Source organism: Corynebacterium sp. LaCa_282 (assembly GCF_057198125.1).
The window spans coordinates 1,906,427-1,921,756 of the sequence record NZ_CP191095.1 but is presented as its reverse complement, the minus strand read 5'-3'; the positions used below and the strand labels follow the sequence as shown (position 1 = coordinate 1,921,756).

At 59.0% G+C, this 15,330-nt stretch carries 12 protein-coding genes; 3 read left to right on the top strand and 9 right to left on the bottom strand.

All coding sequences use genetic code 11. The features are described from left to right. Nucleotides 1–545 precede the first annotated feature (545 nt). The gene (locus ACP8KU_RS08980) at nucleotides 546–3,977 is read left to right on the top strand and encodes a pyruvate carboxylase (protein WP_284612494.1); all 3,432 of its coding nucleotides are present in this window, start codon (nucleotides 546–548) and stop codon (nucleotides 3,975–3,977) included. Between the two features lie 95 nt (nucleotides 3,978–4,072). Here ACP8KU_RS08980 and ACP8KU_RS08975 read toward each other — a convergent pair whose 3' ends face one another. Together ACP8KU_RS08975 and ACP8KU_RS08970 are read right to left on the bottom strand one after the other, a co-directional pair. Further along, nucleotides 4,073–5,293: a NupC/NupG family nucleoside CNT transporter gene (locus tag ACP8KU_RS08975; RefSeq protein ID WP_023025404.1), complete on the bottom strand. Its 1,221-nt coding sequence runs from the start codon at nucleotides 5,291–5,293 to the stop codon at nucleotides 4,073–4,075. Between the two features lie 33 nt (nucleotides 5,294–5,326). Further along, nucleotides 5,327–5,767 (bottom strand): cytidine deaminase, encoded by a 441-nt coding sequence (locus ACP8KU_RS08970; RefSeq protein WP_005277368.1) that lies wholly within the window; start codon nucleotides 5,765–5,767, stop codon nucleotides 5,327–5,329. Nucleotides 5,768–5,970: 203 nt separating this feature from the next. On the opposite strand from ACP8KU_RS08970, the gene ACP8KU_RS08965 reads away from it, so the two are divergent. Then, complete coding sequence (locus tag ACP8KU_RS08965; RefSeq protein ID WP_023028371.1) at nucleotides 5,971–7,257, top strand: thymidine phosphorylase; 1,287 nt, start codon at nucleotides 5,971–5,973, stop codon at nucleotides 7,255–7,257. Here ACP8KU_RS08965 and ACP8KU_RS08960 read toward each other — a convergent pair. The 6 genes from ACP8KU_RS08960 to ACP8KU_RS08935 all read right to left on the bottom strand — a co-directional run bounded on the left by ACP8KU_RS08960 (nucleotide 7,254) and on the right by ACP8KU_RS08935 (nucleotide 13,748). Continuing rightward, complete coding sequence (locus tag ACP8KU_RS08960) at nucleotides 7,254–8,378, bottom strand: DUF1648 domain-containing protein (protein ID WP_237800614.1); 1,125 nt, start codon at nucleotides 8,376–8,378, stop codon at nucleotides 7,254–7,256. The two genes, ACP8KU_RS08965 and ACP8KU_RS08960, sit on opposite strands and share 4 nt — an antisense overlap. Beyond that, nucleotides 8,375–8,743, bottom strand: a complete 369-nt coding sequence (locus ACP8KU_RS08955; protein WP_237800613.1) for a GntR family transcriptional regulator — start codon at nucleotides 8,741–8,743, stop codon at nucleotides 8,375–8,377. The genes ACP8KU_RS08960 and ACP8KU_RS08955 overlap by 4 nt, the downstream gene beginning before the upstream one ends. A gap of 85 nt (nucleotides 8,744–8,828) precedes the next feature. Continuing rightward, entirely contained in the window at nucleotides 8,829–10,334 is a 1,506-nt protein-coding gene (locus ACP8KU_RS08950) for an ATP-binding cassette domain-containing protein (protein ID WP_484483629.1), read from the bottom strand. A 158-nt stretch (nucleotides 10,335–10,492) separates the two neighbouring features. Next, entirely contained in the window at nucleotides 10,493–10,951 is a 459-nt protein-coding gene (locus tag ACP8KU_RS08945; protein WP_284612484.1) for a hypothetical protein, read from the bottom strand. A 22-nt stretch (nucleotides 10,952–10,973) separates the two neighbouring features. Next, on the bottom strand, nucleotides 10,974–12,734 hold the full coding sequence (locus tag ACP8KU_RS08940) for an acetyl-CoA carboxylase biotin carboxylase subunit (RefSeq protein ID WP_484483628.1): 1,761 nt from the start codon (nucleotides 12,732–12,734) through the stop codon (nucleotides 10,974–10,976). Nucleotides 12,735–12,884: 150 nt separating this feature from the next. Continuing rightward, nucleotides 12,885–13,748 carry a sulfurtransferase gene (locus ACP8KU_RS08935; protein WP_237800608.1) on the bottom strand — a complete coding sequence of 288 codons (864 nt, stop codon included), beginning with the start codon at nucleotides 13,746–13,748 and terminating at the stop codon, nucleotides 12,885–12,887. 334 nt (nucleotides 13,749–14,082) lie between these two features. Between ACP8KU_RS08935 and ACP8KU_RS08930 the strand changes: the two genes are divergently transcribed. Further along, nucleotides 14,083–14,802: a DUF4282 domain-containing protein gene (locus ACP8KU_RS08930; protein WP_484483627.1), complete on the top strand. Its 720-nt coding sequence runs from the start codon at nucleotides 14,083–14,085 to the stop codon at nucleotides 14,800–14,802. A gap of 88 nt (nucleotides 14,803–14,890) precedes the next feature. Here the strand turns inward: ACP8KU_RS08930 and ACP8KU_RS08925 are convergent, their stop codons facing one another. Then, on the bottom strand, nucleotides 14,891–15,307 hold the full coding sequence (locus ACP8KU_RS08925; RefSeq protein ID WP_005281598.1) for a DUF3151 domain-containing protein: 417 nt from the start codon (nucleotides 15,305–15,307) through the stop codon (nucleotides 14,891–14,893). Nucleotides 15,308–15,330: the final 23 nt, after the last annotated feature.

Here is a 15,330-nt window from a genome sequence, read left to right as displayed (position 1 = left end):
CTCGGCCCCGCGCGCTTGCGGCCCGCGGTGGGCCGTTGAGTAGGCCGTTAAATGGACCGAATTTGCTCCCCACGTTCGCGTGGGGAGCATTTGTGCATCTTGCTGCGTTAAATGTGTATCCATCGGCGTTAAATGTGCATCCTCCTACGATATAACTGAGCAAACCGCGCCCTCAGATGTTGCATTTTCGCCTCAGGTATTGCAGAGGAGGATGCACATGTAGCGGCTGCGGTACCGACTGCTGCGGCGGTTGTGGATTCGGCGGTGGCTGTGGCCACGACTGCGACTGCGGCGGCTGTTGTAGCGGCTGTGGCTGCGAAAAATTTGCCGCCTGAAAATTTGCAGACTTTGCAGAATTGCTAGGCCTGTTAATACTGGTTGGCTGGCAGAAATTGCTTACGTGGGGTTTAAGTTGCAGGTGAGTGTAGAAAATCCCGTTTTTAAAAAGGGATGATAAAAACTATTCTTATCTCTAAACTGAGAGACGGATCACCCCAGTGGGGACGTTGCAACGCGGCGTCTTCCAAGTTGAAAGGAACACCCAAGTGGCCAATTCCGCCCTTCCATCGTTCGACAAGATTTTGGTAGCCAACCGAGGTGAAATCGCCGTGCGTGCCTTCCGCGCTGCCTTTGAAACGGGGGCGAAGACCGTCGCCGTCTATCCTCGTGAAGATCGCAACTCCTTCCACCGCGCCTTTGCGGATGAAGCAGTGCGCATTGGTGACGAGGGACAGCCCGTCAAGGCGTACCTCGATATCGAGGAAATTATCCGTGCTGCCAAGAAGTCTGAGGCGGATGCGATCTATCCGGGCTATGGCTTTTTGTCCGAGCGCGCCGATTTGGCCCGTGCCTGCGAGGATAATGGCATTAAGTTCATTGGACCCACCCCGAGCACGCTAGATCTCACCGGTGATAAATCCGCCGCGGTCAACGCCGCGAAGGAAGCGGGGCTGCCGACGCTGCAGGACTCGGAGCCGACCACGGACATCGATAAGCTGGTGGCAGACGCCGGTGACTTCAGCTTCCCGGTCTTTGTCAAGGCCGTCTCCGGTGGTGGTGGGCGCGGTATGCGCTACGTGGAATCGGAATCTGAGCTGCGTGAACGGGCGGCAGAAGCTTCGCGCGAGGCGGAGGCGGCTTTTGGCGATGGCAGCGTGTACCTCGAGACCGCGGTGATTAATCCGCAGCACATTGAGGTGCAGGTACTCGCGGATTCCCAGGGCAATGTCATCCACCTTTTTGAGCGCGACTGCTCCGTGCAGCGCCGCCACCAGAAGGTCGTAGAAATCGCTCCCGCGCCGTCGCTGGATCCGGAGCTGCGCGATCGCATCTGCCAGGATGCCGTGAACTTCTGCGAGCACATCAACTACGAGGGCGCCGGTACGGTGGAGTTCCTCGTGGACGAGCGCGGTAACCACGTCTTCATTGAGATGAACCCCCGCGTGCAGGTGGAGCACACCGTGACTGAGGAGGTTACCGGTGTGGACATCGTCAAGGCGCAGATGAATATCGCCGCAGGTGCTTCCTTGGAAGACATCAACCTGTCGCAGGAAAATATCACCATTACCGGCTCTGCCCTGCAGTGCCGCATTACTACCGAAGACCCGAATAATGGCTTCCGCCCAGATACGGGTACGTTGACCGCGTACCGCTCGCCGGGCGGTGCTGGTGTGCGCCTAGACGGCGCGACCTCCGTGGGTGCTGAAGTATCGCCCAACTTTGACTCCCTCTTGGTGAAGATGACCTGCCGCGGCACCACCTTCGAGCAGGCCGTCCACCGTGCCCGCCGCGCGCTGAATGAGTTCCATGTCTCTGGCGTGGCCACCAATATCGGCTTCCTGCGCGCGTTGCTCAATGAATCCGACTTCGTCAACACCCGCGTCGATACCGGATTCATTACCGAGCACCCAGATCTGCTCAAGGCGCCACCAGCGGTGGATGAGTCCGGCCGTATCCTGGACTACATCGCGGATATCACCGTGAATAAGCCCAATGGTGATAGGCCCACCGCGCTGCGCCCGTTTGATAAGCTGCCGAAATTCAACACGGAAGAGCCGCTCCCGCGCGGTTCCCGCGATGACCTCTTGGAGCTCGGGCCGCAGAAGTACGCGGAAAAGATTCGCGCCCAAGACCCTTTGATGGTCACGGATACGACGTTCCGCGATGCCCACCAGTCCCTGCTTGCCACCCGCGTGCGCAGCACCGCCTTGGTTTCCGCGGCAGAGGCCGTGGCGCGCCTGACCCCAGATCTCTTCTCCGTGGAGGCATGGGGCGGTGCTACCTATGACGTGGCCATGCGCTTCCTCCACGAGGATCCCTGGGTGCGCCTGGATCTGCTGCGCGAGGCGATGCCGAACCAGAACATCCAGATGCTCCTGCGCGGGCGCAATACCGTGGGCTATACCCCGTACCCGGATTCGGTGTGCCGCGCCTTCGTGCAGGAAGCGGCTAAGTCCGGCGTGGATGTCTTCCGCATTTTCGATGCGCTTAACGATGTCTCCCAGATGCGCCCTGCCATCGATGCCGTGCTCGAGACGAATACCACCGTGGCCGAGGTAGCCATGGCGTATTCCGGTGACCTTTCTTCGCCGAAGGAAGACCTCTACACCTTGGATTACTACTTGAAGCTCGCCGAGCAGATTGTAGAATCCGGCGCGCACATCCTGGCCGTTAAGGACATGGCGGGCCTGCTGCGCCCAGAGGCCGCGCACACGCTGGTGACCGCGCTGCGCAAGGAATTCGATCTGCCGGTCCACGTGCACACGCACGATACTGCCGGTGGGCAGATCGCTACCTACTTTGCTGCGGCGCGCGCCGGTGCCGATATTGTCGATGGCGCCTCGGCGCCGCTGGCCGGCACCACGTCTCAGCCTTCGCTTTCCGCGCTCATCGCTGCATTCTCCAACTCCAAGCGCGATACAGGAATCGACCTGCAAGCGGTCTCGGATTTGGAGCCGTATTGGGAGGCCGTGCGTCAGCTATACGCCCCGTTCGAGAACGGCATTCCTGGCCCGACCGGCCGTGTGTACAAGCACGAGATTCCGGGTGGTCAGCTGTCGAACCTGCGCGCGCAGGCCGTCGCATTGGGCCTGGCGGATCGCTTCGAGGTCATCGAGGATAACTATGCCGCCGTCAACGAGATGCTGGGCCGCCCCACCAAGGTCACCCCATCTTCCAAGGTGGTGGGTGACTTGGCACTCCACCTCGTGGGCACTGGCGTTGCTCCGGAAGATTTCGCGGCCAACCCGACGAAGTACGATATCCCGGATTCCGTGGATCAATTCCTCCGCGGCCAGCTGGGCACCCCTCCGGGTGGCTGGCCGGAGCTGCGCGATAAGGTCCTCGATGGTCGCGCCGAAACCGGTGCGCAGATTAACGATGTCCCGGCAGAGGAGCAGCCGCACCTGGAATCGGATAACTCGGATGAGCGCCGCGCCAGCCTGAACCGCCTGCTCTTCCCCAAGCAGTTCGAGGAATTCAACGAGTTCCGCCGCAAGTATGGCAATACCGAGGCGCTGACGGATACGACCTTCTTCTACGGCCTGACCGAAGGCGAAGAAAAGGTAGTGCACTTCTTCCCAGAAGATTCCACCGATCGCTCCAACCTTAAGCAGATCGTGGTGCGCCTCGATGCCGTGGGTGAGCCGGATGAGAAGGGCATGCGCAATGTCGTGCTCAACGTTAACGGCCAAATCCGCCCGATGAAGGTGCGCGATGAAAACGCCGAATCCACCGTGGCCACGGTGGAGAAGGCGGATCCGTCCAATGACGGCCACGTAGCGGCCCCGTTCGCCGGCGTGGTCAACCCCACGGCAGAGCCAGGCGACGAGGTAAAGGCCGGCGACCAGGTCGCGGTCATCGAGGCCATGAAGATGGAAGCCTCCATTTCCGCCACCAAGGATGGCGTGGTGGACCGCGTGGCCATTGGCCAGGCCACCAAGGTAGAAGGCGGGGATCTTATCGCCGTCATCAAGTAGCGGCGCCACCTAGCGCGGACGCGCAAATCCCCTCCCGGCTTGGATGAATTTCCAGCTAGGAGGGGATTTCTATGTTTGAAAGGTAGCGCGCCAGGCTAGAGAACCATTGGTGCCACGATGACGCCGACGATGGCGGCGTTGAGCATATTGGTCAGGAAGCCACCGAAGAGCGCGCGTGGGCCAAGCTTGGCCACTTCGCCGCGGCGCTCAGGGATGAGGCCGCCGATGGAACCAATCTGGATACCGATGGACGACAGGTTGGCAAAGCCGGCGAGGGCGAAGGAGGAGATCAAGACGGCCTTATCGCTGAGCTCATCGACGCTTTCACCAAAGGCGGTGTAGCCAACGAACTCGTTGAGGATGGTCTTTTGGCCGATGAAGTTACCCACCTCGAGGGCCTCGTTCCAAGGCGTACCGATAAGCCAGGCCACTGGGGCGAAGATGATGCCGAAGAGGCCTTCCAGCGACCAGTTATCTTGACCGAAGAGGGAACCGATGCCGCCGAGGATGGCAGAGAGCATCACGATCGAGGCGATGAAGGCGATGAGCAAGCAGGCAACCGAGATGGCGATCTTACCGCCGGCCATGGCACCGCTACTGATGGCGTCGATGATGTTTTTGGATTCGGTATCGCGGACGTCTTTAACGGTAGCGTCGAGGTTCGTCTCTTCCGTCTCAGGCATGAGGCCCTTGGCGACGAGCAGGGATCCCGGTGCATTCATGAGCGATGCGGCGAGCAAGTACTCCAGGGGCGCACCCAGGAGCGAATAGCCGATCAACGTGGATCCGGCCACGGAGGCAAAGCCGCCGACCATACAGGTATAAAGCTCGGATCGGGTGAGCTTGGGCAGGTAGGGCTTAATGACCAGCGGGGCCTCGGATTGGCCGAGGAAGATGACGGTGGTGGCCCAAACCGATTCCACCTTGGAGGTACCCATGAGCCACTTGATGGCGGATCCGACGTATTCCACGAAGTACTGGATAACCCGGAGGTAGTACAGGGCGGCGATGATGGCGCCCAAGAAGATGATGACAGGCAGCACATTGAGGGCGAAGACGAAGTCATCACCGAAGAGCCCGCCGAAGACGAATTGGGTACCCTCGTTGGTAAATTCCGTGAGCTTAGTTAGCCCATTGGCGATGCCCTTGAGGGCTTTGAATCCAGGTTCCCACGCGAGGACCAAGAAGCAGAAGACCACCTGCAGGACAAGGCCCACGCCAATGGTGCGCCACTTGATATTTTTACGCGAGCTCGACAGGACGTAGATCACTGCAAGAATGGCAATGATGCCGAGCAATCCTTGTAAGCGTTCCATATTTTCTGACCGTTCTTTGAAGGGACTTTTTAATTAGAGTGACTCTGGGCCAAAGGAGTGGGGGAGGATCTCGGCAAAGTCGTGGCTCCGGGGCTTTCCATCGACGGAGACGATGACGCGCTCGCAGTTGAACTCCCGCAGGACCTGGCGGCAGGCACCGCAAGGGTAGCAAGGCGCGGACTTTAAGCCGACGATAGCAACCGCTTTAATCTGCGGGATGCTGGGCAAGTGGCCATCGGTGGCCGTTACGTCTGCGGTGGTGACCATGTGCGCGGCGGCATTGCGTTCGGCGCAAATGCCTAGCGGACTGGAGGCGTTTTCGACGTTGGAGCCGGTGACAATGCGGCCATCGGCAAGCAGCAAAGCCGCACCGACTGGGAAAGAGGAATAGGGAGCCCAGGCGTGGTGGGCTGCTTCTTCAGCGAGGCTGAGCAATTCGGCATCGGTAGGAGGTGAATCCGGGGTGGCGTTCATTGCGGTATGGGCTTTCTTTCTACGGGATGAAGAGAGACTGCGTTAATTCTCCATTAGAACAAAAAGAAAAATACTCATTGACATCTGTTCTATAGGGAATAATAATTGGACGTGGTGGAGTGTACAACCACTATATATAGTGCAGTAAATCACATTATGTGCTTGTATGTTTCGGTTTCCAAATCATTACAGGAGGAGTCGTCATGGCCGAGAAATTCGATGCGGTAGATGTTATTCGCACCAAGCGCGATAAGGGAGTGTTTAGCCCGGAGGAAATCGACTGGGTCATCGATGCCTATACTCGCGGGGTCGTGGGCGATGAGCAGATGGCCGCACTCAACATGGCGATCTTCCTCAACGGCATGAATCGCGAGGAAATCTCGCAGTGGACCAAGGCGATGATTGCCTCCGGTGAGACGATGAGCTTTGAGTCCTTGTCCAAGAAGACCGCGGACAAGCACTCCACCGGTGGCGTTGGCGATAAGATTACGCTGCCGCTCGCACCCCTCGTTGCCGCTTTTGGCGTCGCGGTCCCGCAGCTTTCTGGCCGCGGCTTGGGCCACACCGGTGGCACCCTGGACAAGCTGGAGGCCATCCCGGGCTGGCAGGCGGATATTTCCAATGAGCGATTGATGGAAATCCTGGAGGATCCGGGCTGCATCATTTGCGCGGCAGGCTCTGGCCTCGCGCCCGCGGATAAGAAGATCTATGCCCTGCGCGATATCACCTCCACCGTTGAAGCGATTCCGCTTATTGCTTCCTCCATCATGTCGAAGAAAATCGCGGAAGGTACCTCGTCTTTGGTCCTCGACGTCAAGGTGGGCTCTGGCGCCTTTATGAAGGATGAGACCTTGGCCCGCGAGCTGGCGCAGACCATGGTGGACTTGGGCAATGATGCCGGCACCGCCACCACGGCACTGCTAACGGATATGTCCACCCCGTTGGGCCGCAAGGTGGGCAACGCGCTCGAGGTTGAAGAATCCGTCGAGGTTCTAGCCGGCGGTGGGCCAAGCGATGTCGTCGAGCTGACCCTGGCACTTGCGCGCGAGATGCTGGAAGCAGCCGGCGTGCACGATGCCGACGTGGAAAAGGCGCTCAAGGATGGCCGCGCCATGGATAAGTGGAAGCAAATGATTAAGGCGCAGGGCGGCGACCCAGACGCCAAGCTTCCAGTGGCTACGCATACCCACGATGTCATTGCTGAATCCGACGGTTACCTCACCGAGCTTGATGCCTTGTCCGTCGGCGTGAGCTCCTGGCGCCTGGGCGCAGGCCGCGCCCGGAAGGAAGACCCGGTACAGGCAACCGCGGGCATCGAATTGCACGCGGTGAAGGGCGAAAAGGTATCCAAGGGCCAGAAGCTTTTCACCCTGCACACGGAGACTCCAGAGCGATTCGAGCGCTCCCTTGAGACCTTGCAGCAGGGCTTTAAGATTACCGACGCCCCGCTGGATAAGGAGCGCCAGATCATCCTGGACCGCATTGGCTAAATCAGGAGTAATGGAAGAGCAATCGACCCGATGATGATGACCGCTATGACGGCGAGGAAGACCTTAGCCTGCCACGTGGCGTAGTTGAAGGACACTCCGACGCCCAGGCGCTTGTCCACCAGCACCGCTGGGTCATCGGGGTTGTAATACAGGATCCCCCACTTATAATGCTCGTCATTATCGGGGGATTCTTTGTCTCCATCCGGAAGTTTCACCCCGCGCAGCTGATCCTCGAGCTGCGATTGGGCGCGCAGTATCATTGCCACGATGGCTATGGTGCCGCTAATGGTCATCACCACCATGGTGATAAAGGAGAGGCCAGCTAGGTCCTGATAGCTCGGTACCGGGCCGGTTATCTGTATAAACGCCAGCCCGAGGGACATGAGAAGCAGCAGGACGCCCATCGCTTCGTTGGAGGCTGCAAGGTTTGCCTGATTCCGCAGCCGCGCCTTGATGGAGCGCTCCGAGCGTGGACGAACCGCGGTGCGTTGGATAAGCCAGCAGATGCCGGCGAAAAGCAACCACATTCCCAGCGCGATAAACGTGATGAAAAAGACGCTGCCGATGGACTTGTCGCTCCAGCTATCGGGCTCCATAGAATCATCCCAGTGCACCGGTACGGGATCGGGGATATCGGTCCAATGGGCGGCGACGATGAGCGCGTCGGCGACGATGGCAAGCAAGGAACCCAACATGGTCAGCCAGGGAAAAGACGGCGTTGGTACATCAATATCCTGCACAGCGTCGGCGTCCCGCTCCGCTACCTGGGCGCTGACCGCGGTTTCTACCCCGTCGAACCAGCCGCCGTTCTTCTTAGCCGCGATGATATAGCGGCGCTGGGAGAGGTAAGCCCACATGCTGCCGATAATGACCAGCAGGGAAGACAGGGCCGCCACCCACGAATGGTTAACGTAGAACAGCGAGATAACCGTCGCGGCGATGCCCACAACCCACGTCCGAGTCTTAAATCCAGAAATAGCACCGACCACAACGGGATCCGAAAGGTGGCTTTGGGGAACGCGAACGCCGAGCGGGGCGCCTGGCGCCGCAAGCGCCGGGATTGTGGTCATTATCCACGTTATGGCCAGCGTGGTCGCGGCCATGAGGACGGTAAGAATCATGCGAGCTCCTTCAGTGTGGAATCGAGATAGCCGTGGAGCTCCTCAGCGGAAAAGCCCTGGGCGCGGGCGAGGGTTGCCACGCGGCGCAGGCGTTGCCGAACCTGCTGTTCTTGCGCCGCGGTGTGCGCGCCGGACCGGACGATCGATCCGGAGCGACCCGCAGTTTCGACGAGGCCATCAGCAACGAGCAAGTCGTAGGCGTGTTTTACGGTGGCCGGGTTGATACCAATATCCGCGGCGACCTGGCGCACGGGATCGAGCTTGTCGCCGGCAAAAAGCTGCCCGCGGGCGATGGCCAGCACGATTTCATCGTGAATCTGCTGGAAGACCGGCGCATCCGCGTCAGGGTTGAGCGTGATGAGCATGAGCTACCTCCTTCCAATAAGTTTTGTGCAACTAATAGTAGCACAGTCTGTATTAGTGGAGGTAATACAAAGCGGAGACTGGGGCCTAGATATGCACCTGCGAAGTGAGGCTGAGCTCTTTGCAGAAACCGTCATCGTGGCTGACCAGCAGGTACGCACCCTCGTAGGACTCGAGGATCTGCACGAGCCACTTTATGGTGGTGATATCCAAATTATTGGTGGGCTCATCAAGCAAGAGGAATTGAGGGCTGGGCTCGGCCAATAGGACTCGGGCAAATTCCGCGCGGAAGCGTTCGCCGCCGGAAAGCTGGCCGGTGCGGCGGTGCACCTGGTCATCGCGAAATAGTAGCTGTGCCAATTGATCGCGGATGACTTGTGGGTGAGCCGTGGGATTGGCCTCTGTTACCATTTCTAAGATTGTGCGATCTTCTGGCAGGGTGATTTTCTGCCGCAAGTATCCACAGTCCAAGCTGTACTCAACGCCGCCCCGCGCAACCTCATTAAGGAACGTGGTTTTCCCGCTGCCGTTTGGTCCCATAAGGCGTACATGCTCAGGGCCGGTTATATCCACGATGCTACTGGTGAGCACGCGGGTGCCGTTAGGCAGCTGCGTGCCTGGGAGGTCAAGGTGTACGTGTTCGTCCGGGCGGATCTTATGTTGCGCAGCTTGATAGGCAGCAAATGCTTCCTTTACCGAACCCGATGCCTGAGCTGAGCGCTTAGCCGCGGTATTTTGGGAGCGATTCTTGTCGTTGCCCATTGCCATCCCGGGTTTCCGGTTGTTGTGGGAGAAGGCTTTGCCGCGGCGATTGTCCCTGGAAATTCGCACCTGCATCGCCTCGCGCTCGCGCACCTGCTTGCGGTGTTCGGCCTTGGCCTCGCGCGTTTCTGCTTCAGCAGCGCGCTGTTCGGTTTCTATGGCCTCCCGGTAGGCGTGATAATTTCCGGAAAATAACCGCAAACTTCCCGCGTAAAGTTCTGCAATGTGCTCGACATGGGAGAGCAGGTCTAGGTCATGGGAGATGACAAGAATGGGCGTAGAAGAGCTGGAAATGAGCTCGGTGACCTTGGATTTTCCTGCTGCGTCCAAGTTATTGGTCGGCTCATCGAGGATGACAAAGTCCGGGTGATCAAAAAAGGCGGCGTTTAATGCGATGGTGACCGCTTCGCCTCCAGACAGCGTACCGATGGTGCGATCTAGCGGGTAGGCAACGCCTACGTTATGAAGGCAAGCATGAATCCTGTCTTCGATATCCCAGTCGTTACCAATGGTTTTCAGCAGATCCTCGGAGTAATTTCCCGCTTCAAGTGCGTGGAGCGCGGCAATCTTTTCCGCCGCGCCGAATACTTCGGCGATGGTTAAGGAATCACGCAAGCCAAGATCTTGGTCTAGGTACGAGACCTCTGGTGCCGTGAATGTACCCGAGGACGGCGCGATCTGGTGGGACAGGACCTTAGCAAGGGTTGATTTTCCGGAGCCATTATCGCCAATCATCCCCGTAACCGAGTCAGGGATTGTTCCGGAAAGCTGTGAAAAGCAGGGCGTGCCGTCTGGCCACGACAGGCTGAGTTGGGAAAAAGAAATCGGCATGAAGAATCCACCTTTAAAGAACGAGTGTGCAAGGGACGTCGTACTAGGCGGAAATCTTCATAGCTTTTAACAGTAGCAGCTGTGGTGCAGAACACAAGGGCCCTAGCTAAAATTCATCTCTTGCAGGAACCGGAGGCCTGCAAGAGACAGACGCCAGATTAGAAGCGGCGGAAGAACTTACCCTGGGTGAGCTCCTCGAACCCCGGTAGTGGCGTGGCGGACGCGATGCCAGGGGCGGTTTGCTCGGCCGCGAGATCGATGGCATTGGCAACGAGCAGGTCGTGGGCGCGGGAAGCCTCGTCGTCGGTGCCATTCGTGGCGACGATGAGCTCGGGGATGTCCTCGGGATCGAAGGGGGTGAGCCAGGTGGCATCGTCAAGCGGGTCAGCGCCCGGATCCCCAAGGAAGGCTGGGCCCTTGGTGGCGGCGGGGTAGTAGCGCAGGAGCGCGGCCCCCACGGGCTTTACAGTTGGGTCCTCATTGGCGGCAAGGGGCAAGGCGATGACGCCGCCATCAACGATGGGGGACCAGTCCGCGATATAGGAGGGGAAGAGGCCCGCAAGGTAGTCGCGGTCCTCTTCCTTGGCCAAGCGAACACCAAGAGAAGAATCAGTCATTCTTCCAGGCTAGCTGGCGCGGCTACTTAATTTCCAGCAGCTGCGCGCCCTTGGTGGTGGACGAGCCGACCTCGACCGCCAGCCCGGTTACGGTGCCGGACTTGTGGGCCTTGACGGGGTTTTCCATCTTCATGGCCTCAAGGACCATGACGATATCGCCTTCTTCTACCTCTTGGCCCTCTTCCACGTTGACCTTGATAACCGTGCCCTGCATCGGTGCGGTCACGGCATCGCCGGATACCGCGGCCTTGGCACCGGCACCCTTGCGCTTTTTCCGCTTGCGCGCGCCGGTAATGCCAAAGGTGGCGGGCAATGCTACCTCGATGCGGCGGCCGTCGATTTCTACGGTGTGGACCTGGGAGGCCTCGGGCGCGCCGGCTTCCGCATCGGTGGAATCATCGTGCGGCGTCAGCTGGTTATCCCAAGCCTCCTCGATCCACTTGGTGTAGACATCGAAGGAACCATTTTCCGCGGTAAAGGCGGGATTCGCGACGATGGCCCTGTCAAAGGGCAACACGGTGGGCAGGCCTTCAACCTGATATTCAGCCAGGGCGCGGGCGGAGCGCCGCAGGGCGGTTTCACGGTCCGGACCCCAGACAATGAGCTTGGCCAGCATGGAATCGAATTGCCCGCCGATGACCGAGCCCTCGACGACGCCCGAATCCACGCGCACACCCGGGCCGGCTGGCTCGGAGTACTTGACGATGGTCCCGGGAGCCGGCATGAAACCGGCCGCGGCGTCTTCGCCGTTGATGCGGAATTCAAAGGCGTGCCCGCGCGGTGTCGGGTCATCGCTGAGCGAAAGCTTTTCGCCCTGGGCAATCCGGAACTGCTCGCGCACGAGGTCCAGCCCGGTGGTTTCCTCCGAAACGGGGTGCTCCACCTGCAGGCGGGTATTGACCTCGAGGAAGGAAATCAGGCCATCGGCGCCAATCAAATACTCCACGGTGCCGGCGCCGCAGTAGTCAGCTTCGCGGCAAATGCGCTTGGCGGACTCGTGAATGGAGGCGCGCTGCTCGTCGCTCAGGAAAGGCGCCGGCGCCTCCTCTACGAGTTTTTGGAAGCGGCGCTGCAGGGAGCAATCGCGCGTGCCGACGACCACCACATTGCCGTGCTTATCCGCCAAAACCTGGGCCTCCACGTGGCGGGCCTTATCGAGGTAGCGCTCGACAAAGCACTCGCCGCGGCCAAAGGCGGTGGTGGCCTCGCGGGTCGCGGATTCAAAAAGCTCCGGAATCTCTTCGGCGGTGTGCGCGACCTTCATGCCGCGGCCGCCGCCACCAAACGCCGCCTTGATGGCCACGGGCAGGCCGTGCTCATCCGCGAAGGCCTTGACCTCGTCCGCGTTGGCCACCGGATCCTTGGTACCAGGGGCCATGGGGGCTTCGGCGCGCTCGGCGATGTGGCGGGCCGTGACCTTATCGCCCAAAGCGCGGATGGATTGGGGAGGCGGGCCGATCCAGGTCAGGCCGGCATCGATAACGGCCTGAGCAAAATCGGCATTTTCGGACAAGAAACCATAGCCGGGGTGGATGGCATCCGCGCCGGACTTAGCGGCAGCGTCCAGAATCTTGTCAAAGACAAGATAAGAATCAGCAGAGGTGGAACCGCCGAGGGCAAAGGCTTCATCGGCAAGCGTGACGAAGGGCGCCTGCGCATCCGGTTCGGCATAAACGGCGACTGAGGAGATCCCGGCATCGCGAGCAGCACGAATGACGCGCACGGCGATCTCACCTCGGTTCGCTACGAGAACCTTGGAGATCTTCTTGGTTTCTACTGCCACGGCAGTAACCTCCTGAATACACTTCGTTTACTACGGGATCTATTGTTGCACACCAAAATATTAATTCGTCCGTTTGGCAATAATTGTTACGTTTAAACAAAAATAAACCCACATCGTCACGATGTGGGTAATTAATGACCGGACGAAAATCTACTTTTCAATCGGCATATTGACCATGTTGCCCCACTCAGACCATGATCCATCGTAGACCTGCGCCTTTTTAAAGCCCAAAAGGTAGGTCAGCACGAACCACGTAAACGCGGCCTGCGCGCCCACGTGGGAATACAAAATGGTGGGGGTATCCGGCTCCAGCATGCCGTAGTTGACCTTGAGGTCATCAATGTTGCGGAAGCAAGAATTGGGGTAGGTTGCGCGGTCCCACTCCAAGTTGATCGCACCCGGAATGTGGCCGTGGCACATGGTCGTGCCATACGGCGAGTTTCCATTCGGGTCGAACTCCGTCGCCTCACCCGCGAATTCCTCCGGCGGGCGGGTATCAACCAGGGAACCAGTTGCCTCGCGAACATCGGAAACAAAGGCGCGCAGGACGGAATCGTCCCGGGTTACCTCGGGATAATCCGACTCCGGGAATTCCGGGACCATGAAGGAGGTATCGCGTTCTTCTGACATCCACGCATCGCGCCCGCCATCGAGAAGGCGAACATCCTTGTGTCCAAAGAGGGTAAATACCCACAGCGCATAGGCCGCCCACCAATTGGACTTATCGCCATACAAAACAACGGTATCGTCTTCGTGGATGCCCTTTTCCCGCATCAAGCGGGTAAATTCCTCGCCGTTGATAAAGTCGCGCGTCAGCGAGCTCAACAGCTCGGTGCGGAAATTAATCCGCGTGGCCGTGGGAATGTGCCCGATATCGTACAAAAGGGAGTCTTCATCGACCTCGATGACGCGCAGCCCTTTAACGCCCAGGCGCGCAGACAGCCACGGAGCGGAGACAAGCCGCTCTGGGTGCGCATATTGCTGGAATGGGGGATAGGGGTCTACTTCTGCCACTGCCCGCCTGCCTTTCTAATAAAACGGGATGATTCGCTCCCACCACTCTAACCCGATGAATGCCAAATTGATCACTTGGGAGGCCGTAGTGTGGTATTCCATACAATAAAACAGCCAAGTGGGGGCGGGAAAGCATTAAACATAATAGTGCTTTTACTTGGAGCCGCGATTCTACAAGTTTTCCCGCTGCATTACTTAAGGAGCGCACCCAGCAGCTCTCGAAGATTAATCGGGGCAGCGAATTTTAATCATGTTTACACCGCGCCACGCGCTGAAAAGGTCTATAGTCAGATCGTTCTGTTTCTCCCTAGACCTAGGAATATGGGCTGCGATTATGGCTGATCATAGCGACAACTCCACCAACGACAACGAGGAATTCTCGAAGGGCTTCGTTGCCCGTGATTTCTCTGAGGGTCCGCGCAATGACACTACCGAGGATTTCGGTGCTTTTGCGGACAATGACGCGCGAGCTTTCGGTTCCCATGGCACCCCGCAGGCTGGCCAGGAACAAGGCTCGCAAAGCAGCCAAGAGCAGCACCCGCAATCGGGCCAGGAACAGGCGGCTTATCAGCACCCCGAGTACTCGCAGCAACCGGGTCCAGCGCAACCGGGGCCCGCGCAGCCGCCAAATTCCTATCCAGAACAGGGCAATTCTTGGCAGGGACAGCAGGCGTGGAACGCGCCGAATGGGCAGCAGCCAGGATTTACTGCGTATCCGAATAACAGCGGGCAGTTCCCGCCACAGGCTCCGCGCACGAAGACGCCAACCGATGGCTTCTTCTCCGGCCTCTTGGACTTCAGCTTCGATAAATTCATCACCGTAGGCTATGCTTCGGCGATTTATGTCATCGGCATGATCATCCTTGGCTGCACGTGGTTGTTGGGCCTACTTTTAGGATTCGTTTTCTTTGGTCCGTTCGGGATTATCACCGCCATCTTGGTTACGCTTATCTGCTTTGGCGAGCTCATTGGCTTGAGGCTCTTTTTAGAGTTCGCAGTCGCAAATATCCGGACGACGCAATATACCCGCGAAATCCTGCACCGGCTGAACTAGGCATGAGCTACAAGAAAAGCACATTCTCCTCTGGGATTGAACAGGGAGAATGTGCTTTTATATTGGCCTAATAAGCCGCAGTGTGGGCTTAGTCGAGCAGCTGGGCAACGCTATCGGGGTCGGCATCGGAAAGCATCTGGCGGATGCGGTCGTACTCATCGTCCTCGCCGATGGCCTTGGCGGCGCGTCCGAGGGCGGCAATGGCGCGCAGGACACCCTGGTTGGGCTCGTGGGAGAAGGGGACTGGGCCCCAGCCCTTCCAGCCGTTGCCGCGCAGGCGGTCCAAGCTGCGGTGGTAGCCGGTGCGGGCATAGGCATAAGCGGTGATGTACTCGTTGGGGTCCGCGCCCTCGAGCTTGGCGAGCTCCTGCTCCGCGAGCATGGCCCATAGCAACGGGGAATCTGGGTGGTCTACGATGCCGGCCGCAGGCGCGGCCGCGTCCTTAGCGCCGGGATCGGCGGGCAACTTAATAGGTTCTGGGGCAAGCATGTCTTTCATTTCCATAAGACACACTCTAGCGATGCTCG